General features: G+C 68.8%; 22 protein-coding genes. 16 read left to right on the top strand and 6 right to left on the bottom strand.

Translation table 11 applies throughout. The features are described from left to right. Positions 1–613: 613 nt before the first annotated feature. The 12 genes from BKH28_RS07790 (at position 614) to BKH28_RS07730 (ending at position 14,867) form a co-directional block, all read left to right on the top strand. Positions 614–1,825: an ROK family transcriptional regulator gene (locus BKH28_RS07790; protein ID WP_256695539.1), complete on the top strand. Its 1,212-nt coding sequence runs from the start codon at positions 614–616 to the stop codon at positions 1,823–1,825. Positions 1,826–1,922: 97 nt separating this feature from the next. After that, positions 1,923–4,133, top strand: a complete 2,211-nt coding sequence (gnpA, locus tag BKH28_RS07785; protein ID WP_075418262.1) for a 1,3-beta-galactosyl-N-acetylhexosamine phosphorylase — start codon at positions 1,923–1,925, stop codon at positions 4,131–4,133. Positions 4,134–4,269: 136 nt separating this feature from the next. Further along, positions 4,270–5,562 carry an extracellular solute-binding protein gene (locus BKH28_RS07780; RefSeq protein WP_075418261.1) on the top strand — a complete coding sequence of 431 codons (1,293 nt, stop codon included), beginning with the start codon at positions 4,270–4,272 and terminating at the stop codon, positions 5,560–5,562. Between the two features lie 56 nt (positions 5,563–5,618). Further along, a complete protein-coding gene (locus tag BKH28_RS07775) occupies positions 5,619–6,611 on the top strand; it encodes a carbohydrate ABC transporter permease (RefSeq protein ID WP_081380089.1) in 993 nt (330 codons plus the stop codon). Further along, the gene (locus tag BKH28_RS07770) at positions 6,608–7,471 is read left to right on the top strand and encodes a carbohydrate ABC transporter permease (protein WP_075418260.1); all 864 of its coding nucleotides are present in this window, start codon (positions 6,608–6,610) and stop codon (positions 7,469–7,471) included. Before BKH28_RS07775 ends, BKH28_RS07770 begins: the two co-directional genes overlap by 4 nt. Before the next feature lie 92 nt (positions 7,472–7,563). Further along, positions 7,564–8,982, top strand: a complete 1,419-nt coding sequence (locus tag BKH28_RS07765) for a phosphoglucomutase/phosphomannomutase family protein (RefSeq protein ID WP_075418259.1) — start codon at positions 7,564–7,566, stop codon at positions 8,980–8,982. A 58-nt stretch (positions 8,983–9,040) separates the two neighbouring features. Further along, on the top strand, positions 9,041–9,883 hold the full coding sequence (locus BKH28_RS07760; RefSeq protein ID WP_075418292.1) for a nucleotidyltransferase family protein: 843 nt from the start codon (positions 9,041–9,043) through the stop codon (positions 9,881–9,883). Beyond that, the gene (locus BKH28_RS07755; RefSeq protein ID WP_256695538.1) at positions 9,880–11,145 is read left to right on the top strand and encodes a galactokinase family protein; all 1,266 of its coding nucleotides are present in this window, start codon (positions 9,880–9,882) and stop codon (positions 11,143–11,145) included. The genes BKH28_RS07760 and BKH28_RS07755 overlap by 4 nt, the downstream gene beginning before the upstream one ends. 381 nt (positions 11,146–11,526) lie before the next feature. Beyond that, positions 11,527–11,721, top strand: a complete 195-nt coding sequence (locus BKH28_RS07745) for a hypothetical protein (RefSeq protein ID WP_075418258.1) — start codon at positions 11,527–11,529, stop codon at positions 11,719–11,721. Between the two features lie 526 nt (positions 11,722–12,247). Next, positions 12,248–13,051, top strand: a complete 804-nt coding sequence (locus BKH28_RS07740) for a sensor histidine kinase (RefSeq protein WP_256695537.1) — start codon at positions 12,248–12,250, stop codon at positions 13,049–13,051. Continuing rightward, a complete protein-coding gene (locus tag BKH28_RS07735; RefSeq protein WP_075418256.1) occupies positions 13,044–13,715 on the top strand; it encodes a response regulator in 672 nt (223 codons plus the stop codon). Before BKH28_RS07740 ends, BKH28_RS07735 begins: the two co-directional genes overlap by 8 nt. 60 nt (positions 13,716–13,775) lie before the next feature. After that, complete coding sequence (locus BKH28_RS07730; protein ID WP_075418255.1) at positions 13,776–14,867, top strand: 1,4-dihydroxy-2-naphthoyl-CoA synthase; 1,092 nt, start codon at positions 13,776–13,778, stop codon at positions 14,865–14,867. Between the two features lie 360 nt (positions 14,868–15,227). Here BKH28_RS07730 and BKH28_RS07725 read toward each other — a convergent pair whose 3' ends face one another. The 3 genes from BKH28_RS07725 to BKH28_RS07715 are packed head-to-tail and all read right to left on the bottom strand — an operon-like array spanning position 15,228 to position 18,508. Further along, complete coding sequence (locus BKH28_RS07725; RefSeq protein WP_075418254.1) at positions 15,228–16,145, bottom strand: anti-sigma factor; 918 nt, start codon at positions 16,143–16,145, stop codon at positions 15,228–15,230. Next, positions 16,142–16,774 (bottom strand): sigma-70 family RNA polymerase sigma factor, encoded by a 633-nt coding sequence (locus BKH28_RS07720; protein ID WP_081380088.1) that lies wholly within the window; start codon positions 16,772–16,774, stop codon positions 16,142–16,144. Before BKH28_RS07720 ends, BKH28_RS07725 begins: the two co-directional genes overlap by 4 nt. A gap of 39 nt (positions 16,775–16,813) precedes the next feature. Next, on the bottom strand, positions 16,814–18,508 hold the full coding sequence (locus BKH28_RS07715; protein WP_075418253.1) for a cytochrome c biogenesis protein CcdA: 1,695 nt from the start codon (positions 18,506–18,508) through the stop codon (positions 16,814–16,816). Between the two features lie 225 nt (positions 18,509–18,733). On the opposite strand from BKH28_RS07715, the gene BKH28_RS07710 reads away from it, so the two are divergent. Together BKH28_RS07710 and BKH28_RS07705 are read left to right on the top strand one after the other, a co-directional pair. Next, positions 18,734–19,243 (top strand): hypothetical protein, encoded by a 510-nt coding sequence (locus tag BKH28_RS07710; protein WP_075418252.1) that lies wholly within the window; start codon positions 18,734–18,736, stop codon positions 19,241–19,243. 279 nt (positions 19,244–19,522) lie between these two features. Next, complete coding sequence (locus BKH28_RS07705) at positions 19,523–20,104, top strand: YagU family protein (protein ID WP_075418251.1); 582 nt, start codon at positions 19,523–19,525, stop codon at positions 20,102–20,104. Between the two features lie 539 nt (positions 20,105–20,643). Here the strand turns inward: BKH28_RS07705 and BKH28_RS07700 are convergent. After that, positions 20,644–21,417, bottom strand: a complete 774-nt coding sequence (locus BKH28_RS07700) for a hypothetical protein (RefSeq protein WP_075418250.1) — start codon at positions 21,415–21,417, stop codon at positions 20,644–20,646. 27 nt (positions 21,418–21,444) lie between these two features. Continuing rightward, entirely contained in the window at positions 21,445–22,425 is a 981-nt protein-coding gene (locus tag BKH28_RS07695) for a 1,4-dihydroxy-2-naphthoate polyprenyltransferase (RefSeq protein ID WP_075418249.1), read from the bottom strand. Between the two features lie 254 nt (positions 22,426–22,679). On the opposite strand from BKH28_RS07695, the gene BKH28_RS07690 reads away from it, so the two are divergent. Further along, positions 22,680–23,654: an ADP-ribosylglycohydrolase family protein gene (locus tag BKH28_RS07690; protein ID WP_428978943.1), complete on the top strand. Its 975-nt coding sequence runs from the start codon at positions 22,680–22,682 to the stop codon at positions 23,652–23,654. Further along, positions 23,651–24,583 (top strand): PfkB family carbohydrate kinase, encoded by a 933-nt coding sequence (locus BKH28_RS07685; protein WP_075418247.1) that lies wholly within the window; start codon positions 23,651–23,653, stop codon positions 24,581–24,583. Before BKH28_RS07690 ends, BKH28_RS07685 begins: the two co-directional genes overlap by 4 nt. Here the strand turns inward: BKH28_RS07685 and BKH28_RS07680 are convergent. Next, entirely contained in the window at positions 24,567–25,922 is a 1,356-nt protein-coding gene (locus BKH28_RS07680) for an AMP-binding protein (protein ID WP_075418246.1), read from the bottom strand. The genes BKH28_RS07685 and BKH28_RS07680 overlap by 17 nt on opposite strands. Positions 25,923–25,952: the final 30 nt, after the last annotated feature.

The following is a 25,952-nucleotide window of genomic DNA, read 5'->3' as shown; positions in this document are numbered from 1 at the left end:
CGCAAGGGTTCGGAAAACGAGTTGTGAGAGCCGTGTCCGGACCCCATGACGACTGCAAGCCCGTTTCATGGTGCTGCGCAGTGTTCACGCGGTCAATTTGAACAGGCGCAGAATCCCGCGAATTCACGGGACTTCAGGCCTTGACACACCTGTGAGCGTGTCCGGCGCCACGCCCATGGAACGGAGCAGGATCCACCCTGCGCGCAAGGTCGGTCATCACCATTCATCAGCACCGAGAATGCTTGAAATCACCACGAACATCGTGACTTCCCCAGAGTCCTGCACCGCACGAGCAACAACGAGGCACATAGCCAATGACATCCATATGTGCAACCGGAACCCCCAGGAGCCACAGGATGTGATAATAATCTCTTTTACTTCGTCAGCCTGTTCCGCTCCATATCGGAACGATCATGGTGCACACCCGAAAGACCCCTCCTGTCGCTTGGACTCACTACTCTGAGGGGCACACCCGCGGTCCGCAGGACCAACCGGGGCACCGACGGAGGAGGAGACTGCCGTGCCGGCTGCAGGATGGATCCCGGCGGATGGCCCAGCCCCCTGGGGGCCCCTCGGAGGTCCGGGCGCACACGGGCCCAAGGCCCACGCCGACGTGCGCATCTCGAACATGTCGCTCATCCTGCGCCACCTTCAGACGAGTCCCGCACTGTCGCGCACGCGACTGGCCCGTGAGACGGGGCTGTCCAAGGCAACAGTGTCGACGCTGGTGGCCGAGCTGTGCTCCCGAGGACTGCTCATCGAGGAGGAGCCGGACCTGTCCGGTAACGTCGGCAGACCGAGCACGGGCCTGCGCACGGCTCCACGCGCAGCGGCCGGAATAGGTCTGGAGATCAGTGGAGCCTCGCTGCTCCTGTCCATTGCGGACCTGACCGGAGAGGTCGTCCTGCGCCGTTCGGAGCTCGTCGGCGACGCCGGGCACCACCCCGACAGAATGATCGAGCACGTAGCGGCCATGCTGTCCCAGGCCCTGGACCAGCTGACGCGGCAGGGGACGACGGTTCCGGGAATCGTCCTGGCCCAGCCCGGGATCATCGACTACGCCAGCAACACCGTGCGCTACTCCTCCACCCTGGAGTGGCACGACATCGCCGTGGCGGACCGGGTCCGCGACGCAGTCGCCCACCGCGCGGGCCCGACAAAGAGCGTCCCCACCATCACGCTGGAGAACGACGCCAAGCTCGCCGCACTGGCCACCTATGAGCGCTACGCGCAGACCGGGGTGCGCAACCTGCTCTATCTGTCGGGAGGCGAGGGGATCGGCGCCGGCATCATCTCCGACGGCCACCTCCTGCGCGGCTGGCTGGGCCTGACCGGCGAGGTCGGCCATATGCCCGTGGAGCCCGAGGGCCTGACGTGCCGGTGCGGGCGGCGCGGCTGCTGGGAGACCCGCTCCGGCCTGCAGGCCCTGACGGCGGCGTACCCGCCGGGCGACGCGGTGCGCGACGAGACCACCTCCCTGAACGCGCGCATCGAGATCCTGCGTCAGCGCTTCGACGCAGGGGACACCGGGCTCGCCCGGAGGCTGGAGCTCTCCCAGCAGGCGCTCGCACGCGCCCTGGCGATCCTGGAGGACGTCCTCAACCCTCAGGTGATCGTGCTGTCGGGATACCTGGCCGCCTTCGCCGACGTGTTCCTCGACCCCACCGCCGCCGCCCTGAAGGCCCGGCTGCTGGACCAGCGCGCCACTGTGAGACTGGAGACCTCCCACCTGGGTCAGTGGGCCTCGTCACAAGGGGCGGCTCTGGTGGCACTGGAATCCGTGCTCGACAACCCCTCACTGGTGGATCGCGGGCCCGGCTCCTAGGCGCCGCCCGATATATCGACCATCTCGCCAGTAGCAGGCGGACAGCGCATGCTGTATTTTGTTCGGAGTTCAGACTATTCAGCCCGAAGGAGTGCTGATGGCTCTCCAGACCCAGCCCGCCTCACCGCTCCCCTCCCAGGTGGGAGGACGCCTCACCCTGCCGATCCAGACCGGCATGGATGAGGAGATCCGCCGCCTCATCGCTCGCCTGGGCGCCGACGCCGTGCGGAACTCCGACGGCACCGAACTGCCCGGCATCGTCTCGGAGCTGGCCGCCAAGGTCTACTCCACCTACTTCGTGGGACGCGGCGACAACACCTGGGCCGACGCCCATCCGCAGGAGGCCACCCGGATCTTCCTCATGTCCGACCGGGTCACCGCCACCGCCGACGGCGCCGTGAGCATCGACCTTCTGGCCTCCTGGTTCGCCGACCAGATCCGCCCCGACACCGGCTGCGACGTCTCGCGCTGGTGGCAGGCCCACGACCGCACCACCGGACAGGAGCTGCCCGCTGCGGCGTGGAGCATCGAGGCCGACGGGCGCACGGTCATCGTGCACGAGGCTCTCGCCGGGCACGTCTACACCGTCAGCTTCCTGGCGATCCAGACCTGGGACCCCACCCAGATGTACAACTACCTCACCAACGGCTGGGACGATGACCCCACGCGCGTCAAGGAGAAGCCCTTCGACGTGCGTCACGAGGCCACGTGGTCCCACGTGCGCTCCCACCTGAGCGCCTGGCTCACTGAGCACCCCGAGGTGGACGTGGTCCGCTTCACCACCTTCTTCTACCACTTCACCCTCGTCTACGGCGCCGACGCCACCGAGCGCTACGTCGACTGGTTCGGCTACTCCGCCTCGGTGAGCGTCCCTGCCCTGGAGGCCTTCGAGGAGGAGTACGGCTACCGCCTCAGCGCCGAGGACTTCGTCGACGCCGGCTACTACAACTCCCCCTTCCGGGTTCCCACCCGCGCCTTCCGCGACTGGATCGACTTCCAGCAGCGCTTCGTCTGCTCCCGGGTGCGGGAGCTGACCGACGCCGTCCACGCCCAGGGCAAGGAGGCGATGATGTTCCTGGGTGACAACTGGATCGGCACTGAGCCCTACGGCGAGCACTTCGCCATCACCGGCCTCGACGCCGTCGTCGGCTCGGTCGGATCGGGGGCGACCTGCCGGATGATCGCCGACATCCCGCACGTCCGGTACACCGAGGGCCGGTTCCTGCCGTACTTCTTCCCCGACGTCTTCCACCCGGGAGGTGACCCCGTCAGGGAGGCGAACCGCAGCTGGCTGGAGGCCCGGCGCGCCATCGTGCGCTCCCCCCTGGACCGGATCGGCTACGGCGGCTACCTGTCCCTGGCCGTCGAGCACCCCGACTTCATCGACCGCATCGAGCAGATTGTCGCGGAGTTCCGCGCCATCCACGAGCGTTCCGCGGGACTGCGGCCGCTGACCCCCGGCTTCAAGGTCGCGGTCGTCAACTCGTGGGGTCGCCTGCGTTCCTGGATGACGCATATGGTCGCGCACGCGCTGTGGTACCGCCAGACCTATACCTACCTGGGGGTTCTCGAGGCGCTGTCGGGTCTGCCGGTGGACGTGGAGTTCCTGTCCTTCGACGACGTGCGCGCCGGCCTGGACCCGGACGTGAAGGTCCTCATCTGCGCAGGCGCCGAGGGCACCGCCTTCTCCGGGGGCGAGCAGTGGGCGGATGCGGAGCTGGTGGCCGCGGTCAGCTCCTTCGTCGCCGCCGGCGGCGGCCTCATAGGGGTGGGGGCTCCCAGCGCCCACCCCGCCCACGGGGTCACCTTCCAGCTCGCCGACGTCCTGGGCGTCGACCGGGAGATCGGCTGGGGACTGAGCACGCGCCGTCGTTCTCCCGAGGCGCAGGAGCACTTCATCACCCGGGACCTGAACGGCGGCCTCGACGACGGCGAGGGCACTCCCGACATCGTCGTCACCAGCCCCGGCACCCAGGTGCTCGACGCCGCGGACGGCCAGGTCCGCCTCGCTGTCCACGAGCTGGGCCGGGGCAGGGCGGTGTACGCCACGGGACTGCCCTACAGCGCCCAGAACTCCCGGCTGCTGCACCGGGCCATCTTCTGGGCCGCGGGCCGCCAGGAGGAGTTCTCCGCCTGGGCGGCCCTCGACCCCAGGGTGGAGGTGGCCGCCTACCCCGATGGCCGCACCACCCTCGCCATCAACAACTCCCTGGAGCCCGTCACCACGACGGTGCCGACGCCCCAGGGCCCCCGGACGGTCCGTCTGGAGGAAGGAGGACACCAGTGGCTCACCGCTGCCTCGCAGTGAGCACCCCCTTTCCATGTCCACGATCCTCACACGGGCGCGCACCGACAACGCCGACAGCTCCACGTCACCTCCCCGCCGCGCCCCCGCTCCTTCCGGCAGACGCCGGGCCTTTTCAATGACGAAGAAGGAAAATCCCATGAAGAAACACGCACTGGCCGCCTCATTGCTCGCCTTCGCAATGCTCACCGCGGGCTGCTCGGCCACGACCGGCTCGTCCGGCTCGTCCTCCTCCGGCGGCGTCATCCACTACCTGCACCGCCTGCCCGACGGCGAGGGGATGACCAAGGTCAACGACATCGTGGCCCGCTGGAACTCCGAGCACCCCGACATGAAGGTCGAGGCCACCAAGTTCGACGGCAAGGCCGCGGACATGAACGTCAAGCTGGAGAACGACGTCAAGGCCGGGACCGGCCCCTGCCTGGCGCAGGTCGGCTACGCCGAGATTCCCAAGCTCTACACCTCCGGCCTGCTCACCGACGTGTCCGCCCAGGCCGAGAAGTACAAGGAGCACTTCTCCGAGGGGTCGATGTCGCTGATGACCGTGGGCAAGACCGTCGTCGGCCTGCCGCAGGACTCCGGCCCGCTGGTCTACTTCTACAACAAGGCCGCCTTCGACAAGCTCGGGCTGAAGGTGCCCACGACGAGCGCCGAGCTGGCCGAGGTCGCCAAGAAGGCGGCGGAGCAGGGCAAGTACGCCCTGGCCTTCGAGCCCGATGAGGCCCCCAACACCCTGGCGGGCCAGTCGGCCGCGGCCGGCGCCCAGTGGTTCAGCGCTGAGAACGACAAGTGGAAGGTCAACGTCTCCAGCCCGGAGACCGCCAAGGTCTCCTCCTTCTGGCAGGGGGTCCTGGACTCCAAGACGGCCCTCGTGGCCAACCGCTGGGACGACGCCTTCGGCAAGGCGCTGGTCGACCAGCAGCTCATCGGCACCATTGGCGCCGCGTGGGAGGGCGCGCTCCTGGCCGACACCATGAAGGACTCCCCCAATGCCGGGTCCTGGGCGGTCGCCCAGCTGCCCGCCTTCGGGGAGAAGCCCATGTCCGGCCCCGACGGCGGCTCCGGTGTGGCCGTCCTCAAGGGCTGCTCCAACCCCGAGGGGGCCATGGCCTTCAACGACTGGTTCAACACCCAGGTCGATGACCTGGCCACCCAGGGACTCGTCCTGACCGCGAAGGCCCCGGTGAAGACCCCGCAGGCCATCTCCACCTTCTTCGGGGGCCAGGACGTCTACGCCGAGTTCACCAAGGCCAACACGGCCGTGAACTCCAAGTTCGGCTTCATGCCGACCTGGCCCTCCCTGGCGGACCCCATGACCAAGGCCGCCGAGGCGGCCGGGAAGGGAACCGGCAAGGTCGATGACATCTTCCAGGCGGCCCAGAAGACCTCCGTCAGCTCCCTGAAGGACGCCAACCTGCCCGTCGCCGAGTAGGCGGTCGAGCACGGCCCACGGGCAGCCACCGGCACCACGATCGAAGTGAGAGCATCATGAGTACGACGACAACGGCAACGGGCGGTTCCTCCTCCCCCTCGTCACCGGCCCGGCCACGGACCTCTCCCGCCATCCGCACCACCTCGCTGCGAAAGCGCAGGGAGGCCCGTGCGGGCATCGGGTTCGTGGCCCCGTTCCTGGCCATGTTCGCCGTCGTCTTCCTCATTCCGATCGTGGTGTCGGTCTACCGGTCCTTCTTCCGCGACGTCGCCTCGGGCTCGGACCTCTACGGCGGCGGGGAGAAGGTGAGCACCTTCGTCGGCCTGGACAACTACGTCCAGGCCGCGGGGCAGCCCGTCTTCTGGAGGGGACTGGGACGGGTCCTGCTGTTCGGCGTGGTCCAGGTCCCGGTCATGATCCTGGCGGCCCTCGCCCTGGCTCTGGTGCTCGACTCCCTCCTGGTCAGGCGGGTGACAGTCTTCCGCCTGGGCTTCTTCCTGCCCTACGCGATCCCCGGGATCGTGGCCGCGATCATGTGGCTCTACATGTACAACCCCAGCTTCTCCCCCATCAATGAGCTGCTGGGACTGGTGGGCCTGAAGGTGGACTTCTTCGGCAGGAGCATCATCTTGTGGTCCATGGCCAACATCACGACGTGGACCTTCACCGGGTACAACATGCTCATCTTCCTGGCGGCGCTGCAGTCCGTGCCCCGCGAGCTCTACGAGGCCGCCCGCATCGACGGGGCCAGTGGGTGGCAGATCGTCCGACGCATCAAGATCCCCATGGTCCGTTCCGCCTCGCTGCTGGCGGTTCTGCTCTCCATCATCGGGACCGTGCAGCTGTTCAACGAGCCCACCGTTCTGTACAGCCAGAACCAGTGGATGGGGCTGGACTACACGCCAATGATGATGGCCTACAACTCGATGACCGGTGCGCTCTCGCCGTCCGGCTCGGGCCCGGCCTCCGCGGTCTCCGTCCTCATCGCCCTGGTGGCCGGTGTCCTGGCCGCCCTCTACGCCCTCGTGCAGAACAGGATCGACAAGTGAAGCCCACCGACACTCCTCGCTCGCTGCGTCCGTCGGTCCCCGCACGGGCCCTGACCATCGCGGTCCTGGTCATCGTCCTGGCCTACATGCTCGGCCCGGTCTACTGGCTCATCGTCTCCTCCACCAAGTCCAACTCCGACCTGCTGACCTCCTCCGGATGGTGGTTCTCCGGCCACAACAACTTCTCCGCCAACTACAGCGCGCTCATGAGCTGGACCCAGGGGCTCTTCTGGCGCTGGATCCTCAACTCCCTGCTCTACTCGTGCGTCGCCGGGGTGCTGGGCACGCTCCTGTCGGTGGCCGCCGGCTACGGTCTGGCGAAGTTCGAGTTCGCGGGCCGGGGCGCCGTCCAGGTCGTCATCCTCTCCGGCCTGCTCATGCCCATCGCGCTGCTGACCATCCCACTGTACCTGGTCCTCGACGCCGTTCACCTGACCAACACCGTCTGGTCGATCATCCTGCCGTGCTCGGTCAGCCCCTTCGGGGTCTTCCTGGGCCGCGTCTACGCCGACTCCTCGGTGCCCAACGAGATCATCGACTCCGCCCGCATTGACGGGGCCAGCGAGATCCGAATCTTCTTCACCATCGTGCTGCGGCTGCTCGCGCCGGCGATGGTGACCATCTTCCTGTTCATCTTCGTGGCGACCTGGAACAACTTCTTCCTGCCCCTGATGACCATCAACTCCGCCACGCTCAAGCCCGTCACCCTGGGGCTCTACGGGATGTCGACCTACTTCAACCCCCAGTACGGGGCGCTCCTCCAGGGCGCTCTCCTGGGCGTCATACCCCTGATCGTGCTGTTCCTGGGCCTGCAGCGCTTCTGGCAGTCCGGCCTGGCCGCCGGCGCCGTCAAGGGCTGAGCCCCGCCCGTCCCCAGAGACCTCCCCCCTCCACACCCATACCCGCCTCGCCGCCCCGTCCCGGGCAACGGCACCTCAGCAGAGGAAACACCATGATCCACTTCGGCACCGGCGGCTGGAGAGCCGTGATCGGCGACGAGTTCACCCGCGCCAACGTCAGGCTCCTGACCCAGGGGCTGGCCAACCGCATCGTGAAGGAGGGCACGGCCGAGCAGGGCGTCGTCATCGGCTACGACCGCCGATTCCTGTCCGACACCGCCGCCTGGTGGGCCGTCGAGGTGCTCGTCGGCAACGGCATCCGGGTCACCGTCATCGACCGCCCCTCCCCGACCCCCACCACCATGTGGACGGTGCGCCGCCTCAAGGCGGCCTACGGGATGGCCGTGACCGCCTCCCACAACCCGGCCCTGTACAACGGTGTCAAGATCTTCCTGCCCGGTGGCCGCGACGCCGACCTGAGGGTCACCAACGAGCTCGCCGCCTCCGTGCAGGGCCTGACGGATGCGGACGTGCGCAGCGTCGAGCCCCATCAGGCCCGTTCCTGCGAGCTCGTCACCGTCCAGCGCTCCATCAACTGGTACCTGGACGCGATCATCGACAAGCTCGACACCGAGACCATCCGCCACGCCCACATGCGCATCGTGCTGGACCCGATGTTCGGTGTCTCCGAGACGAGCCTGCAGACGATCCTGCTGACCGCCCGCTGCCAGGTGGACGTCATCCATGACCGCCACGACCCCCTGTTCGGGGGCCGCATGCCCTCACCCACCGAGGGGACCGTCGCCACGCTGCGCAACGCCGTCGTCGAGTCCGGCGCAGACCTGGGCATCGCCACCGACGGGGACGCGGACCGCCTGGGAATCATCGACGACACCGGCGCCTACCTCACCCCCAATCAGGTCCTGGTCCTGCTCTACGACTACCTGCTGACCCACAAGGGGTGGACGGGACCGGCCGTGCGCAACATGTCCACCACCCACCTGCTGGACCGGGTCGCGGCCGCACACGGGCAGGTCTGCCACGAGGTGCCCGTCGGCTTCAAGTGGATCAGCGCCAAGATGGCCGAGACCGGGGCCGTCATCGGGGGCGAGTCCTCCGGGGGCCTGACCGTACGCGGTCACATCCCCGGCAAGGACGGGGTCTACGCCGGCTCCCTGCTGGTCGAGGCGGTGGCGGCCTCGGGCAAGAGGCTCTCCGAGCTCTACGCCGACATCGTGGCCCGGTACGGTGAGCTCGTCATGGTGGAGAACGCCTACGGCTTCACCTCCGAGCGGCGCACCGAGCTGGAGCAGCGCATCTTCAGCGCCCACGACCTGCCCGCCTTCGCCCACGACGTCGAACGCATCTCCTGGGAGGACGGCTGCAAGGTCTACTTCACATGCGGCGGCTGGGTGACGATTCGCTTCTCGGGCACCGAGCCGCTCCTGCGGGTCTTCGCCGAGATGCCCACCGGTGTCGAGGCCCGGGAGACCGCGGCCGCTGTCGCGAGCCACTACGGCCTGGACGCCTGAGACGGACAGGAGGAAGGATCCCATGACAGACACGAACACTGACACGATGGCTGACGCGATGACCGGCCCTATGACGGAGACGGTGAGCGATGCGGCGGACCGCACCCGTGTCGCCGTCGTCCTGGCCCGGGGACTGGGCACACGCATGCGGGCGAGCAGCACAGCCGGCTCCGGCCTGACCTCCCAGCAGGCCACGGCCGCGGCCAGCGGTTACAAGGCCCTCATGCCCATCGGCGAGCACCGGCTCATCGACTACAGCCTCTCAGCCCTGGCCGACGCCGGGATCGAGCGGGCCGTCCTGGTCGTGGGGCCCGAGCACGAGGACTTCCGCCGCCACGTCGACTCCCTGGAGTGCGCCCGACTCACGATCGACCTGGCCGTCCAGGTCAACCCCTTGGGGACGGCCGACGCCGTCCTGTCCGCCGAGGCGGCCGTGGGAGAGGAGTCCTTCCTCATGGTCAACGGGGACAACTACTACCCCCGTCAGGTACTGCGAGACCTGGCTCGCCACCGGGGCAACGCCCTGGCCGGTTTCGATCGCGCCGCCCTGGTGGCCGAGTCCAACATCCCCGCCGAGCGAATCGCCGCCTTCGCTCTCGTGCGCGCCTGCGACGGGGCGCTGGGGGAGATCGTGGAGAAGCCTTCAGCAGAGGCGGTCCGGGCCGCCGGAGCCCACGCCCCGGTGTCGATGAACGCCTTCCGATTCACCCCTGAGATCTTCTCCGCCTGCCGCCGGATCACTCCCTCGCCGCGCGGCGAGCTGGAGATCGTCGACGCCGTGCGCGCCCTGCCCGGTCCGGTCTCGGTCCTCCCCGCGACCGGAGGGGTCCTGGACCTGTCGCGGCGTGAGGACATCCGCGAGGTCGAGGCCCGCCTGTCCGGGACGAAGGTGTCGCTGTGAACCAGGGAACGCACCGGGCGATGAGTGAGAGGCCCGGGGAGACCGCGTGGCGGGTGCCCGGACGCGTCGAGGTCCTGGGTAAGCACACCGACTACGCCGGCGGCTCGGTCCTGGTCGGCGCCGTCGACCGAGCGATCACGGCGCGGGCGCGTCGCGTGGCGGGGCCTCCCGCCTCCCTGACCGCCACCACGGACGGCGGCGAGCCGGTCACCCTGCTCGCCGGGGTGGACCCGGGCCTGGAGCCGGGCCACTGGGGCCGTTACCTTCAGACGGTGCTGGACCGCCTCACCCTCAACTTCGGGGCAGGCACCGCGGCCCACCTGTCCATCTCCTCGGACCTTCCGCCGGCCTCCGGGATGAGCTCGTCCTCCGCGCTGGTGTGCGCCACGGCGCTGGCCCTGGCCTCCCTCAACGGCTGGGACGAGGATCCCCGGTGGATCGAGTCGATGCCCAACCGCCTGTCCCTGGCCGGCTACCTTGCCGCCGTGGAGGGCGGACGGGCGTGGCGGGACCTGCCGGGGACCAGCGGAGTGGGCACCCGCGGCGGGAGTGAGGACCACACCGGCATGCTGTGCGGCGCCCAGGACCGGCTGCTGCTGGCCGGATTCGATCCGATGCGCATCGAGCGGACCATCTCCTTCCCCGCCCAGTGGGCGCTCGTCGTCGGCGTGAGCGGGGTGCTGGCCCACAAGACCGGTGCGGCCCTGAAGGACTACAACCGCGGGCCGAACACCGTCCAGGCGGTACTGGCCAGGTGGAACGCGGCCACTGGGCGCACCGATGCCTCCCTGGCCGGCGCGGTCAGGCACCTGGTCGGGGACGCCACCGGTGAGCAGGCGGCCGGCGACCCGGCGCTGAAGGACCTGCTGAGGCTGTGCGGCCCCGGCTACGAGAGGCAGCGGATCGAGCAGTTCCTCATCGAGTCCCTCGTCCTGGTTCCCGACGGCGCCCGGCTGATCGCTGCGGCCGATCCCGGCGTGGGCGAGGTCCTTGAGCGCTCTCAGGAGCTGGCCGACCGCTGCCTGTGCAACCAGGTGCCGCAGACCCGACTCATGGTGTCACTGGCCCGTGAGGCGGGCGCCATCGGCGCCTCCTCCTTCGGAGCCGGGTGGGGCGGGTCGGTGTACGCCTTGGTTCGGGCCGATGACGCTGAGGCCTTCGCCTCGCAGTGGCTCCGGGCCTACCGGGACCGAGAGCAAGGCGCTGAGCGGGCCGCGGTGATCGTGACCAGGCCGGGGCCGGGGGCGTGCCGGCTGTCCTGAGCGCCCTGACCGGCAGGCAGTGGAGTGGTGAGTGAGTCCCATGACGAGGGTCAGGCTGCCCAGGATCTCGAAGCCTCCGCCCTCGATGGTCGAGGCGGCCAAGCCCCGTCCCTGCTCGCGCCGCAGGCGGGCGACCGTGTCGTCGGAGTCGGCGAGCTCGGCCGGGCGCGGAGCGAAGGCCGGGTAGTGCGGTAGACGGCCTCGTAGCCGACGGTCTCACACAGGCACGGCTCCAGGGTTATGGAGTTGGCAGAGCCCCGCCATCAACAGGTTTTGTTGAGCGAAGAATCAATCGGGGCGGCGAAGAACGCAGTTGTCGCAAACCGGTGGAATGGTAAGATAAATTGTTCGCAACACCCCTTTGAGACAGGAGTTCTCTCCATGAAATCCGTTGTCCGCATCTCCCTCGTCGCCCTCCTCATGGCGGGCTTCGCCGCGCCGGCCAGCGCCGCACCGGCCACCACCCCCGCACGACACGACGACTCGGCAGGAGCCTTCCTGAGGCCCCGCCCCGACTGGTGCATCTTCCCACCCACCGCCTGGTGCGACAGGAAGATGAACCGCTGGTACTCCTGAGAAGTGCCGTCACTGCCACCCCTAAGCTCACCCCTTAGGGGTGGCGGCATTTTTCCACCACCGAGCACCTGAGATAGAACACACTCCACCCACGGTTTCAGCACTCACCTCACAGACCATGCAAAACGATAGTTTCCTATCAAGACTCTGGATACGACACCAGAGGTTTTTGCCGCGCCTGAGGCGAGCCATCCTCATTTCAGTTGTCACCGCCCTCGTTCTCCTAGACACATACACCTACATCACTTTCAGAGCCAATATAAGTTCAATCATTATCGGGGAGATATTTCAGATACTCTCATTCCTCCCATACGTCTACGCAAAAGATCGACGACTCGGAATATTTACTTTTTCCACCACGCTCCTCGTAGTCTTTTATGCATCAGAATCACAGCTATCATGGGCATGGACTCTTGTGTATGTCATGGTTGCCGACCTCCTGGCGGCCAGAAAACCTAAACTCGCCCTTATTCAGCTCTCTGTGTTCTTTCTGGCGCAGCTCATATCAGGAATCCCCTTCCTTCCCGTGACAGTCTGGACTGTATTCTGGGGAACCCTGTCCGCCTCCCTCGGAGTCCTGATCCGCAACACCAAAGACCGCCTGGATGAGATGCAGCGGGAGGCGGAGCGCTCCAAGGAGATTGCCGCCGAGCTCATTCAGCAGCTGCGCCGCGACATCGCCGACAGCCTCCATGACGACCTGGCCGCCGACCTCACCCGCATGCTCATCATCTCCCGCTCCATCAAGCTTCCCAACGGCGATGACCGCGACCGCATCCTCGACCTGCAGGACCGGACTCAGCAGGCCCTCGCCCACCTGCGCCTGCTCATCCACAACCTCGCCGTCTCCCAGGGGCCTCCCAAGGAGGAGCCCACCCTGCAGGAGATCGTCGACTCCAGCGCCTACACGCTGGCGCAGCGCAAGATCGTCCTGGACGCCGACCTCGACGGCATCGAGAGGATTCCGGCACTGCACCGCTCTGAGCTCGGTCGACTCCTGGTCGCCTTCATCCGCGAGAACACCCTCAACGCCCTCAAGTACAACTTTCCCCACGATCTTGTCTCCCTCTTCGTGGAGCAGGAGCAGGACACCCTCTTCATCAGCTTCAGCTCGCCCTGGCATGATCAGAAAGTGCCTGAGGAGATGCACGGAGGATACGGTTTATGGGCCCTCCAGGACCGGTTCGAGAATGCCGGGGGCTCCTTGAGCTCGAACCGGATCGGAGCCTCCTGGACCGTTCTCGCCAGCCTCCCCTGGAACGAGATCGCCACACCAACCACTAATGCGAGATCCCTCATGTCGCCACCGGACGGAGCCGCTTATGCCTAGTCACACCCTGCGTTCCCTGCGAGTCCTCATCGTCGATGACGACCCGCTCATCCGCACCACCTTCGCCGAACAGCTCGACTCGCAGCGGGCCATTACCGTCGTCGCCGCCGCCTCCGGTGGACGGCAGGCCATCAGCCTGCTCATGACCGGGCAGCAGCCCGTCGACGTCGTCCTGCTGGACAGCGACATGCCGGATATGGATGGCGCCCAGACGGCCAGAGCGATCTATGAGCGCTTCCCCAGGATGCCCATTGTCATGTTCACTGTCTTCAGTCGTGACGAGATGCTCACCGAGGCCCTGGCCGAGGGCGTCAACGGCTTCATCACCAAGGATGAGAGCACGGAGAATGTCGCCGCGGCGCTGCTGCGCGCCAGCCGCGGCGAGCCCGTCATGTCCTCACGCCCCACGAAGATGCTCGTCAGCGCCTACCAGTCCGAGCAGAAGCGCGCCACCGCGGAGGCCCGCATTCAGGAGCTGGTCAGCGAGCTGCCGCCCCGCCTCCAGGACATCTACACCTGCCTCCTGGAGGGGCTGACCAACCGGCGCATCGCCCGCAAGCTCGGCATCTCCGAGAACACCGTGCGCATCTACGTCTCCGAGGTCCTCCACCGCCTCGGCCACACCTCGCGCACCGAGCTCATCGCCGCAGCCCTGGGAAACTAGGAGCCACGACGACCACACCCCCTGGGGCGGGACAAGCCCCGGCGGCCCTACGCTGAGGCCATGAACGCCACCACCGCCCACCCGCTGCCGCGCCGAGTCTCAGAGATCTTCGCCCCCGCCCGCTGGCGGGAGGTGTCCGGCTTCCCTCACGCCGAGGCCGGCACGAACGCCCCCCAGCAGCAGGCGGAGGCCCTTACGGACATCACCTACCACAGGGGCTGCGTCCGGGACGAGGACGGCACCTGGCTCCAGGACCTGCCGGTGGTCCGCGTGGCTTTCAACCGGCCCGAGGTGCGCAACGCCTTCCGCCCCCGCACCGTCGACGAGCTCTACCGGGTCCTGGACCATGCGCGTATGAGCGGCGACGTCGGCGCCGTCATCCTCACCGGCAACGGCCCCTCCCCACGCGACGGCGGCTGGGCCTTCTCCTCCGGCGGCGACCAGCGCATCCGCGGCCGGGACGGCTACCGCTACGAGCGGGAGACCTCGCCGGGCGCCTCGCAGGAACGCCCGACTGCCGCCGGCGAGGCCGACGACCGCACCTACAGCCATGACGCCGATGTCGCCGCCGCCCAGGCCCGTCTCGACACCGCGAGGGCAGGCCGACTCCACATCCTGGAGGTTCAGCGTCTCATCCGCACCATGCCCAAGGCCGTCATCGCCGCCGTCCCGGGCTGGGCCGCCGGCGGCGGTCACAGCCTCAACGTCGTGTGCGACCTGTCGCTGGCCTCGATCGAGCACGCGCGCTTCAAGCAGACCGACGCCGATGTCGGCAGCTTCGACGCCGGCTACGGCTCCGCGCTCCTGGCCCGCCAGGTCGGGGACAAGCGCGCCCGCGAGATCTTCTTCCTGGCCCGCACCTACGACGCCGTCACCGCCGAACGCTGGGGCGTCGTCAATGAGGCGGTCCCCCACGCCGAGCTCGAGGAACGGGCCCTGGAGTACGCGGCCACCGTAGCGGGCAAGTCCCCGCAGGCCATCCGCATGCTCAAGCTCGCCTTCAACCTGGCCGACGACGGCCTGGCCGGCCAGCAGGTCTTCGCCGGCGAGGCCACGCGTTTGGCCTACATGACCGATGAGGCCGTTGAGGGGCGCGACGCGTTCCTCCAGCGCCGCACCCCCGATTGGTCGCCCTTCCCGTACTACTTCTGACTCTGAGGCATCGTCACGACCGCATGAGAGAGCTCAGGGTCGACATATCGAGGGCATTCAGAATCGTGGTGCGTACCGGAATGGAGCGAATATTCTGAAAGAGAATTCACGCCCTCAGAATTCTCTGTGCATTCATGCCGAAGATGGAAAAGAAGTACTCATTGTCTTCCGCTCACAGCAACAACGACCGCCCTCGTCGCCCGCCGCTTCCATCAACCCTCAGAAAGCCGCGGAATGACAGGAAATCACCTCAGAGACACTGACGTCCGTCAGCACCGAGGTCGGCCCCCTCGAGATGACTTTAGTGTTATTTACATCACAATTCGGGGCTCGTGTCGTTCCTCCCCGCCGCGGCCCCCGCTAGGCGGAGTCCCCGGTGGGGCCGGCCGAGGGTGCGGGGGTCGGTGAGCCGGTCGCGGTGCCGGCCTGGCCGGCGTCCTCACTCACTCGCAGGGTGACCAGGGGCGGCGTCGTCGGCTGGGCCGATCCGCCGGCCGGCTCCATGGTGATGACGATCTGCTGGCCGGGCTTGGGCATGATGTCGAGGAAGGAGAAGCCGGCCCCGCCGCGGGGGTCGTAGACGCCCAGCGAGGTGGTCGTCTCCCCCTCCTTGAGCCAGACCTGGAGGCTGCGCTCACCGGCCGACTCCTTCATGGCGGCCGGCAGTGTCAGCGCGGTCATGCTCATGTCCCGGGACCAGGTGAGGGTCGCAACATGCCCGTCGGGCATCGTGTCGGTCACGCGCTGGACGTCCTGGGCCTGGTTGAGGTGGGCGTAGTGCTGGGTCGGCGCCATGGAGTTGGCCATGGAGTCCATGGCCTCATCGACCGCACCCCGCGCGCTCCAGCGCCCCACACCGATGCCGACGCCGAGCAGGACCACGGCTGCGGCCGCCCGTAACAGGCCGGTGCGCCAGGCGGAGCGGCGTCGGCGGCGCGCACCGAGGCTGACGACGGAGGAGTCCACCGAGTCGCGGTCACTGCCACCATCGCTGCCGCCGGCGGCGGCGCCAGCGTCCTCCTCAATGGTGCCGGTGGCCTCGCCGGCCTGGCCCGTCTGAGGCTCGCGCGCAATGGCCTCCAGAAGGGAGGAGCGGATCGCGGCCGGCGGGGGCACGGGCCTGAGCGAGGACCCCAGCAGGGCGGCCGTCTCCGAGTCGAGATCGTCGTCGAAGAGCCCGACGCCGTCGAGGTCCTGCGCACCGTCGAGCCCCTCGGCGTCCGGCGTATCGGCGTCGCCGTTGATGGTGTCCTCGTGAGTCTTGTCGCGGTCGCTCATGACTGCACCCCCAGCTCTCGTCGTAACCGTGCCATTCCGTCCCTGATGCGTGTCTTGACCGTCCCCAGCGGCGTGCCCGTGCGGCGGGCGATCTCGCGGTGAGTCAGGCCCGTGAAGTAGGCCAGCTCGATGGTGGAGCGGTAGGGCTCCCCCACGGCCTCGAGCGCCCGGTGCACCTGCTCGCCCACGAGTCTGTCCTCGACCTGCTGGACCGTCAGGTCGACGTCGGGCATGTAGTCATGCCACCGGCTCTCCCGGTCCCGGGAGGACTGGGAGGAGCGGACCCGATCGATGGCACGGCGCCTGGCCATGGTCACCAGCCAGGCGCGGGCGCTGCCTCGCGCCTGGGAGAAGGAACCGGCCGTACGCCACACCTCGAGGAAGACCTCCTGGAGTACCTCCTCACTCTGGGCGCGGTCCACGACGATCTGCAGGATCAGCGCGAACAGACGAGAGGACCAGGCGTCGTAGAGGCGGGCGAAGGCGTCGGCGTCACCGTCGGCCACCTGCGCGATCCATTCCCCCTCAGAACTGCTGGAGCTGCTGCTTGTCACAGGGGAATGGTAGGCGAGCCCGCAGGAGGAGACGGTGCGCGTCCCGGTCCGCGGCTCCAGCGTCACCAGGCCCATCACACCGCCTCCTGGAGCGTCCCTGCCGTCACCGTCGGGTCACCCGAAGGTGAAGGAGTACAGCTGCAGCCCGGGCGAGGCCTCCAGCTCGAGCTCGCCCGATCCCACCTCGTCGGTACGGACCAGCTCCATCCCGTTGGGCACGCCGGAGATGTGGGTGGTGCGGGTCTTCCCGTTGACCGTCCAGGTCAGGTCCCCTTCACCGGAGACGACGAGGTTGACCTGCTTGCCGCGGTAGGACAGGCGCAGACGTCCCTTGCCCTCGGCCGGGGCGATGGACTGCGGCTCAACCTTCCACGTGCCGTCCAGGGCGAAGGTGTCGGCCTGAAGACGGGAGGGGAAGGAGAAGGAGTGCCGGCCCTTGTGCAGGGTGCCCTGCGCGAAGCCGGAGGCCCGGTCCGAGCCCAGGTAGGTCTCGGGGGTGCGGGGGCTGTTCGTGCCCGCGTCGTCGTTCGCCTCGGAGAAGACGGGGGCGGGGAGGGTCGCCTTCGGGTTGGCTTGCGTGAGCAGCTCACGGACGAGCTTCTCCGTGGCGGCCTCCCCGCCCTCACCGATGTGGGTCTGGCGGACGTTGCCCTGGGCGTCGGCCAGGTAGTGGGCGGGCCAGTAGTGGTTGTCGAAGTTGGTCCAGGTGACCAGGTTGGAGTCGACGGCCACGGGGTAGGTGATGCCGAGGCTCTCGACGCCGCCGCGCACGTTGTCCACCTCCTTCTCGAAGGCGTACTCCGGGGAGTGGACGCCGATCACCTGCAGGCCGGAGGCGGCGTAGGTCTCGTGCAGCTTCTCGATGCCGGGGATCGAGCGCTGGCAGTTGATGCAGGAGTATGCGAAGAAGTCGACCAGAGTGACCTTGCCGGCGCGGTCATGCTGGGTCAGGGGCTGGTTGCTGGGCGTGTTGATCCAGGCCACCGCGCCGTCGATGGCGGGCAGGGGGCCGCAGTCGCCGAGAGCGGTGGCCCCGGGACGGCAGGCCCCGGTGGAGTCACCGTGAAGGAGACTGTCGGTGCGGGCCTGAAGGGAGGCCGTGTAGTCGGGCAGGCGGCGCTGGAGCGCGGCCGGGGCGTCCAGGACGAGCGCCACGGCCAGCCCGAGCATGACGACGCCGGCGGTGACGCGGATGGCGCGCTGGCGGGTGCGGAAGGCGCGAATCCTCTCCGTGATGCCACGTCCGGCCAGGGCGAAGGCCAGCAGCGGGATCGCCGTGCCGACGGCGAAGGACACGGCCAGCGCAACGGTGTCGACGCCGATCCGTCCGGTGGCGCCCGCGACGGCGACAGCAGCCAGGACCGGTCCGGCGCAGGGCACGTACGCGGCTCCCAGCACCAGGCCCAGGAGGAAGCCGTTGGAGGGATTCTTCGAACCACCGAAGCGCTGGAAGCGCGAGAAGGGACGCTCCAGGGTCTCCATGACCTTCGGGACCATCATGCCCAGGCCGATCAGGGCGAGCATGACGATGCCGATCCAACGGATGAGGTCCTGCGGCAGATGGAGCAGGCTCAGGAGAGTCGATCCCAGGAGCGTGAAGACCGTGAAACTGACCACAAGGCCGGTCACCACGAGGTAGGGGTGGAAGCGGGAGGCGAAGCCGCCGCTGTCCTCCTCGTCATCACTACGTACACCCTGCGCTCCTGCGGAGAGGAGGATGACGGGGAGCACGGGCAGGACGCACGGGGAGATACCCGTGATGAGACCTCCCAGCAGCCCGATGGCCACCAGACTCGAGACGGTTGTCACGATAATTCACCCTTTCGGTCCGTTTCTTGTTGCTAGTCTCGAAAGAGGTTCGGAGCCATCGGCAACGGGGATTGTCGAACAACCACATAGCCGTCTATGACGATCGTCACTCGCAACGGGTGTCGGTGGGCTCTTCCTTAAGCACCATGGACGACGGCGACTCCGGATCGGCAAGAGCGGGCCATCCCGCACTGACACTGCACCAGCAACCGCATAGGAGATCTCATGCGATTCACCGCTACACGTGCCAAGACCCTCGCCACCTCGCTCCTCATCGTCACCGCCGGACTCGGTCTGGCAGCCTGCTCGGGTTCCGGCTCGAGCGACTCGACCACACCCGCCACCAAGCAGACCGCGGGTAAGACCAGCGACGGCGGTGCCGCTACGCCCAGTGCTGACAGCAAGGCGACCGGTGGCGCCACCGGCGGAGGCAGCCAGCCCAGCGCTCCCCAGGGCCAGCAGGGCGGCGACAGTCAGCAGGGCGGTCAGCAGCCGGGCGGTGCAGGCGGCAGCGCCGGCACCCAGCAGGATGGTCAGCAGCCGGGCCAGCAGGGCGGTCAGCAGCCGGGCCAGCAACCGGGCCAGCAGCAGGGCGGCCAGCAGCAGGGCGGTTCCATTCAGGGCGACAACCAGCAGGGCGGTCAGCAGCCGGGCCAGCAGGGTGGCCAGCAGCAGGGCGGTGCTGACAGCAGCGCCGGCGCCCAGCAGCCGGGCCAGCAGGGCGGCGGCAACTGAGCCGACAGACCTGCACCATCAATCTGGCGAGGGCCTCGTTGCAGCACCAGCTGCGGCGAGGCCCTCGCCGGTTTCCGTTCCCGGTTCAGCGCTTCGACCTCGCCACGGCTCACGGGACGCGACCGGATTAGGTCACGATAACGTTGCGGCCCGGCCGCCTCCCATGCCAGGCTTCCGGGAGGCCGGGTCGGTGGACAACGGACGACTAGGACACCGTTCGATCTGCAAGCCGTCCACCGACTCGGTCACCATGACTACTCCCACCACCTGGAGACACCCATGCTGTCCACCCTGCTGAAGAAGACCGACCCCACGCGGCGGCGAGTCGGAACAGCGATCGTCGTCGGCATCATCGGAGGCTTCTTCTCCGCCATCGTCAAGTTCGGCTGGGAGGTTCCCTTCCCGCCCCGTACCCCGGAGCGCAACGCCACCAACCCGCCTCAGCAGCTCCTTGAGCAGCTGGGGATGAGCCCGGAGCAGTCGCACACCGGCATCACTTTCAATGGCAACGAGGGGCTGCCGATCTACTCCTTCATCATCCACTTCAGCTTCGCGATCGTCTTCGCCGTCTTCTACTGCGTCATGGCGGAGTACTACAAGTCGATCACGCTGTGGCAGGGGGCCGCCTTCGGTCTGCTCGTGTGGGTGGGGGCGCACCTGGTGCTCATGCCGCTGACGGGCACGGTCCCCTCGCCCTTCCCGTGGGTCGCCGGTGGGCAGACCTGGGCGGAGCACTTCTCCGAGGCGCTGGGGCACGTCATCTGGCTGTGGTCGATCGAGCTCGTGCGCCGGGACGTGCGCAACCGCATCACCCACCAGCCCGACCCGTGGGTTCCGCTCGATACCGAACCGACCCGCTGAGTCCTCAGGGCTTGGTGCGTCTCCATCGGTGCGGCGGTCGGCGTCCGCCAGTACTCCACGAGGGCCGGGGGCTACTGCGTGAGCCTCGGGTGTACTCCACCAGGGGCGGGGGCTCGTGCAGTACGCACAAACTTCGGCCAGTGCACCCCCATCCTCGTGGAGTAGGCCGGGGCCGACGTCGAACCATGGCGTCCAGGCTCCTGCGCAGGAGCCGAAAGGGGACAGGCAGAGGAAGGCTCGGCCAGCGCGGGTAAGGGAGCCCGACCCCGCCACCTAGACCCCGCAGAGTCGTTCAGTCCCACGGCTCAGTGTCCACAGCGCTGACATCAACGAGCCCACCGCGAAAGCCCTCCCCAAGAATCGTTGGAATTACGGGATTCCTCCTCGGCGTGCAACGCCGATGAGGGGGGTGATGTCAGCACCATGGACACCAGCGGCCCTCCAGACCTCTCCCCCTCTGCCCACACTGATGCAGTACCAATCGCGGGGCGAACGCCGACTCCGACTGCTTAGCCCGCAGGCGAGTCTGGAGCTTCGGGCTACCAGGGAAGAAAGCCCGGGTAGGACTCGAAGGGGTAGAGCCGTCTGGGCAGGTACTGCTTCTGCTCCGCCCACTCGATGAGGGCGCGCCAGTCGCGGGCGATGCGCTCCTGAGCCCCCTGACGCCGGTCGTCAGGTCGAGACAGGCGTACGAATCCGGGGACGATCGTCGAAGTACTGTCCAGCTTCCAGAACGTGCCCTGCTTATCGAATGCCTTGACCAGCGCCATGCGGTCCCTCGGAGGAAGTCCCGCCACCGGATCAGAGCGATCCCCCTGTGCCGCCCAGGCCCCGACGAACCCTGCCCACTGCTCCATGGTCGTCAGATGCAGCGCCAGATTGTGGGTATCGGGAGGTGTGAAGCCGTGGATGTCATAGGGCGCCTCCTGGAGGTCCACACGCGCCGTTTCGCGAAAGGCCACCCACGGGATGTCCTTGCGCCACCACCAGCATCCGATGAACCGGAAGATGTGCACGCCCGAGGTGTTGAACACGGTGAAGCTCAGCAGCCGGTACCCCATGAGAGAGGCCACGAGCAGGGCCCCCAGCACAAAGGCCCACGCCCCGTTCACCTCAGGCACTCCCACCAGCTCCAGAAGCACCCCAACAGTGATTCCCACGATAGCCGCCAGAGGCAGGCCAGCAACGAGATGCAGCAGGATGTACCCCGGGCTGCGCAGTGCCGTGAAGATGAGGAATCGCCGCTCAATCCAGCGGGATGGAACCAGCGCCCAGTCGATGTACTTCGTTGACGCCCTGAGATCTCCCCGCATGAGATTGACGCTCTCCCGAGCCCGGGCTCACAGGGTGATGATGACAGTGGCGGCGGCGAAGACGACGCCGTAGGCCAGCTCCAGCAGGCCGGCGTCACGCAGGGAGGCGATGAGATCGCGTCCCCGGGCGCCGGCACGCACAGGCGCGGTGGCCCGTCGGACCAGCGGCAGGAGCAGGAGCGGCGCCGCCAGCGCGATGACCAGGGTCAGCAGCGGGCTGATGTGGCCCCCGCCGTCGACGGGACTGGCTGATCCGGTCTCACGCGCCCACACCAGGGCGACGGCCCCCAGCAGGAGAGGCAGGTAGAGCATGACTGAGAAGGCGCGCCGAGCGCCCCCCTCCCCCAGACGGACCGCCAGGGTCATCTTGCCGTGGGCGGGATCGGTGTCGATGTCGCGCAAGTTGTTGACCATGAGCAGGGAGCAGGCGAGTAGGCCGATCCCGCAGGCCGAGGGCCACAGCCACCCCGGCACCGTGCCGGCCTGGACATAGGCGGTTCCCACCGTGGCCACCAGGCCGAAGAAGACGAAGACGAAGACCTCCCCCAGGCCGGCGTAGCCGTAGGGGTGGGAGCCGCCGGTGTAGAACCAGGCGGCCGCGATCGCCGCGGCCCCGATGACCAGCAGCCACCACTGGCCGGTCAGCACCACCAGACCCAGGCCCAGGAGACCTCCGATCCCGAAGCAGCCGAAGGCGGCGAGCTTGACGGCGCCCGGGGCGACCTGCCCGGAGGCGGTCAGTCGCGGCGGCCCGGTGCGATCGTCGTCGGTGCCGCGCACGCCGTCGGAGTAGTCATTGGCCAGGTTGCAGCCGATCTGCAGCGCCAGGGCCACGCCCGCGGCCAGCAGGCTCCGCAGCACTGAGAGCTCCCCCACCGCGGCGGCCGCCCCGGCACCCAGGATGACGGGGGCGACAGCGGCCGGCAGGGTGCGCAGACGTACCACCTCCCCCCAGCTGGTGGCGCGGGGGCCGCTGTCCTGCGCGTGTTCGCCGTTCTCGCCGCTCACGGCTTCCTCCGATCCTCTAGGGTAGGCGGCAGTGACCCTACCAGCGCCGTGGCCCTCACCGGTGCGAGCGCATGAGCCACACCTCGACCGGTGATGCAGCCGGCACCCTGATCGCCAGAAGGACCTCCGTGAGACACCCCGATCCCCGTCCTCGTACTCCTTCACCCGGGTCTGAGCCTGCCGCGTCTGAGCCCTCGGTGGGCGAACGCGCCCTGGGAGCGCTGACCGGGCTGGCCCTCGGCGATGCATTGGGGATGCCCACCCAGTCCATGAGCCCGACACAGATCCGCCGGTGCTACGGCGCGATCACCGGGCTGCGCGACGCCGTCGCCGAGCAGCCCATCGCCCCCTCAATGCCTGCGGGCAGCGTCACGGATGACACCGAGCAGGCTCTCATCCTGGCCGGACTCCTCACCGAAGGTGGCGGCCGCATCGACCCCCACCAGCTCGCCGCTGCCCTCCTGAGCTGGGAGGATGACATGCGCGCCCGCGGTTCCCTGGACCTGCTGGGCCCCTCCACCAAGCTCGCTCTGGAGCGGGTGCGCGCCGGGGCCGACCCGCACTGCACCGGCAGGGAGGGCACCACCAACGGCGCCGCGATGCGGGTGGCTCCGGTGGGCATCGCCTTCTCCCTGAGCACCGACGGCGACGCGCTGGCCCAGGCCGTTCACGAGTCCTGCCTGGTCACCCACGACACCCGGCAGGGCTTCGAGGCCGCTGGGCTCCTGGCCGCAGCGGTCAGCGCGGCCATCGACGGCGTCGACGCGGCGGGTGCGCTGGAGGCGGCGCTGGACTTCGTGGCCGCCCACCCCGGGGAGGGTCACTGGACGGAGAAGGCCTCTGTCGCCGCCCGCACTCGCCTGGCCCTGGCGACGAGTCGCGACCTGCACGGGGACGCCCTGGCCGAGCATCTGCGCACCTACGTCGGAACGTCGGTGGAGTCGGCGGAGTCGGTCCCCTGCGCTCTGGTGATTGTGCGGGAGTTCGCGCAGCAGCCCCTGGATGGTCTGTGCTTCGCCGCTGAGCTCGGGGGAGATACCGACACCATTGCCGCGATGGCCGGCGCGGTCCTGGGGGCGAGCTCACCCCGTCTTCTTCCCACCGAGCCGGTCCGTCAGGTACTGGCGCGCTCCAGCCTGAGGCTCGCCCCGGTCTGCGAGGCGCTGCTGACGCTCCGTGGTGGCATCGGGCGCTCCCGGAAGGCCGCTCCGGAGCAGAGGCGGCCATGATGGGACGGGTCATTCACACCGGCCAGGTCGTCATCGACCTCACCTTGCGCGTCGAGGCGATTCCCGAGCCCGGTGGCGACGTGTTCGCCGACGAGTCCTCCATGGCCGTCGGCGGTGGCTTCAACGTGCTGGCCGCCGCCCGCAGGCTGGGTGTCGAGACCCTGTACGCCGGACCACTGGGTGAGGGGCCCTTCGCCGAGGCAGCCCGCGAGGCCTTGGAGACGATCGGGGTGGACCATGTCGGCCCGGTCGCACCCGGCGACCAGGGCTACTGCGTGGCCATGACCGATGCGAGAGCCGAGCGCACCTTCATCTCCACCTGCGGGGCCGAGACTCGTGGCCCGGCGGATGCCTTCGACCACCTGGAGGTGAGCGACGACGACATCGTCTACCTCTCCGGCTACTCCCTGGCCGATGATGCCTCCAGGACGGCGCTGGAGCGGCTGGCCGGGAGGTTGATCGAGGCCCGGGCGGGGTGCACGGCACTGTTCGACGTCTCCCCCATGGTCGGTTCGGTCCCCATGAGCGCGTTGGAGCGCATCGGTGGACTGGCGCCCATCTGGTCCCTCAACGAGCGTGAGGCCGGGCTGCTCGCCGGCCGCCTGGGGCTGCGGGCGGAGATCGGCGACCACGGTGCTGTCTGCGAGACGCTGGCGTCCAGGCTCGGCATCGTCCTAGTGCGGGCCGGGGCGCAGGGATCCTGGTTCTCCGATGGGGGTCGGGCACGCCACACCCCGAGCATCCCGGTGACACCGGTGGACACCAATGGGGCCGGGGACGCGCACTCCGGTGTCCTGGCCGCGGCCCTGGCCCGGGGCGTCGATCTGACGACGGCGCTGCGCTGGGCGAATGTGGCCGGCGCCTTGACCACGACGCGCTTCGGTCCGGCCACCTGCCCGAGTGAGGCGGAGATCAGGGCCCTGGCGTAGGAGGCCCCGCCGTCACGTCTGTCGTGGCTGCGGCGAGGCGTCGGGCGACCTCGCGCCGGTCGACCTTCCCACTGGGGCGCAGCGGCAGGGCCTCCAGGACAACAACCCGTTTGGGGGCGTGCGCACCGTCCAGCCGGGCGCGGACCGCCTCGCGCAGGGCGGCGCCGTCCCACCGGTGCGAGCGGTCCCGGTGCCCACTCGGCTCGAGCGCGACGGCGGCGACCACGCGGCTTCCCCACTGCTCGTCGGGCAGGCCGACGACGCAGGCCTCGGCAACGCCCTCGATGCCGGCGAGGGCCTCCTCCACGTGGCGGGGCTCGACTTTGACGCCCCCGGTGATGATGACGTCGTCCAGGCGTCCCAGGACCTCCAGGCGCCCGTCGGGGTGCAGTCGGCCGCGGTCGGAGGTGGCCAGGACGCGTTTGCCGCCGCTGCGGTGAAAGCCCTCGCCTGCGTCGTCGGGCGTGCGGCCGGGGGGTTGGAGGTAGTCCTCGGCCAGGACCGGACCGGAGATGAGGATGCGGCCGGCGCCCTCGGCATCGGGCTCCTGGATGGCGATCTCGACCCCCTCCAGGGGACGGCCGTCGTAGACGCAGCCGCCGCCGGTCTCGCTCATGCCGTAGGTGGTGACCACGGTGATGCCGGAGCTTCGAGCCCGGGCCAGCAGCCCGGGGTCGGCGGCGGCACCGCCCAGGAGGACGGCGTCGACCGTGGACAGGGCCCGGCCGGCCGCCGGGTCCTGCAGGATGCGCACCAGCTGGGTGGGGACCAGGGAGACATAGAGCCGGGAGGCGGCCGGACCGGTGAGCGGGTGCGCCGAGCTCAGGGCGTCCGCGAGCGCCGTCGGGCTGAATCCTGCGCTCGTGTCGACCACGACGGGCTCGGTTCCGGCCTCCAGGGAGCGGATGAGGATCTGCAGGCCGGCGACGTGGTGGGCGGGCAGGGGCAGGAGCCAGGTTCCCGGGCCGCCGAGGCGCGCGTGGGTGGCGCGGGCGGAGGCCACCAGGGCGGCGGCGCTCATGGCGATGAGCCTGCCGGTGCCGGTGGTGGAGCCGGAGGTGCGCAGGATGAGGTCGGTGCGCGCAGGGATGCGGGTGATGCGGCGGGTCAGGTCGGCGCGGACCTGGGAGGGGTCCTCCTCGGGACCGATGGGTACGAGCGGCGGAGGAGGCGCGTCCGTCCGGTCGGCTCCGTCCACGGCGGTGGACGCTGGGCGGCCATCGCGGCTGGCGAGCAGGCCGCGCAGGGCCAGGCGCTCGGCGAGGGCGGTGCGCAGGGCGGCGACGTCGTCGGGGGCGGTTCCGCCGGTCAGGAGGCGGAGGGCGGGCGGGGCGGGCACGGCATGATCGTGCCACGGCCCCGGCCGGAT

This window comes from Actinomyces oris (assembly GCF_001937665.1).
Taxonomy (GTDB): domain Bacteria; phylum Actinomycetota; class Actinomycetes; order Actinomycetales; family Actinomycetaceae; genus Actinomyces; species Actinomyces stomatis.
Note: the sequence above shows the minus strand (reverse complement) of the source record. Positions and strands in the feature narration are given on the sequence as shown.

What these genes read in the sequence shown, in the direction of transcription:
- BKH28_RS07710 (WP_075418252.1), top strand. Translation starts at nt 18,734, where the DNA reads ATGCGATTCACCGCTACACGTGCCAAGACCCTCGCCACCTCGCTCCTC.
- BKH28_RS07700 (WP_075418250.1), bottom strand. Translation starts at nt 21,417, where the DNA reads ATGCGGGGAGATCTCAGGGCGTCAACGAAGTACATCGACTGGGCGCTG.
- BKH28_RS07720 (WP_081380088.1), bottom strand. Translation starts at nt 16,774, where the DNA reads ATGGGCCTGGTGACGCTGGAGCCGCGGACCGGGACGCGCACCGTCTCC.
- gnpA (WP_075418262.1), top strand. Translation starts at nt 1,923, where the DNA reads ATGGCTCTCCAGACCCAGCCCGCCTCACCGCTCCCCTCCCAGGTGGGA.
- BKH28_RS07780 (WP_075418261.1), top strand. Translation starts at nt 4,270, where the DNA reads ATGAAGAAACACGCACTGGCCGCCTCATTGCTCGCCTTCGCAATGCTC.
- BKH28_RS07735 (WP_075418256.1), top strand. Translation starts at nt 13,044, where the DNA reads ATGCCTAGTCACACCCTGCGTTCCCTGCGAGTCCTCATCGTCGATGAC.
- BKH28_RS07705 (WP_075418251.1), top strand. Translation starts at nt 19,523, where the DNA reads ATGCTGTCCACCCTGCTGAAGAAGACCGACCCCACGCGGCGGCGAGTC.
- BKH28_RS07685 (WP_075418247.1), top strand. Translation starts at nt 23,651, where the DNA reads ATGATGGGACGGGTCATTCACACCGGCCAGGTCGTCATCGACCTCACC.
- BKH28_RS07725 (WP_075418254.1), bottom strand. Translation starts at nt 16,145, where the DNA reads ATGAGCGACCGCGACAAGACTCACGAGGACACCATCAACGGCGACGCC.
- BKH28_RS07775 (WP_081380089.1), top strand. Translation starts at nt 5,619, where the DNA reads ATGAGTACGACGACAACGGCAACGGGCGGTTCCTCCTCCCCCTCGTCA.
- BKH28_RS07690 (WP_428978943.1), top strand. Translation starts at nt 22,680, where the DNA reads ATGCCCACCCAGTCCATGAGCCCGACACAGATCCGCCGGTGCTACGGC.
- BKH28_RS07745 (WP_075418258.1), top strand. Translation starts at nt 11,527, where the DNA reads ATGAAATCCGTTGTCCGCATCTCCCTCGTCGCCCTCCTCATGGCGGGC.
- BKH28_RS07760 (WP_075418292.1), top strand. Translation starts at nt 9,041, where the DNA reads ATGACCGGCCCTATGACGGAGACGGTGAGCGATGCGGCGGACCGCACC.
- BKH28_RS07765 (WP_075418259.1), top strand. Translation starts at nt 7,564, where the DNA reads ATGATCCACTTCGGCACCGGCGGCTGGAGAGCCGTGATCGGCGACGAG.
- BKH28_RS07730 (WP_075418255.1), top strand. Translation starts at nt 13,776, where the DNA reads ATGAACGCCACCACCGCCCACCCGCTGCCGCGCCGAGTCTCAGAGATC.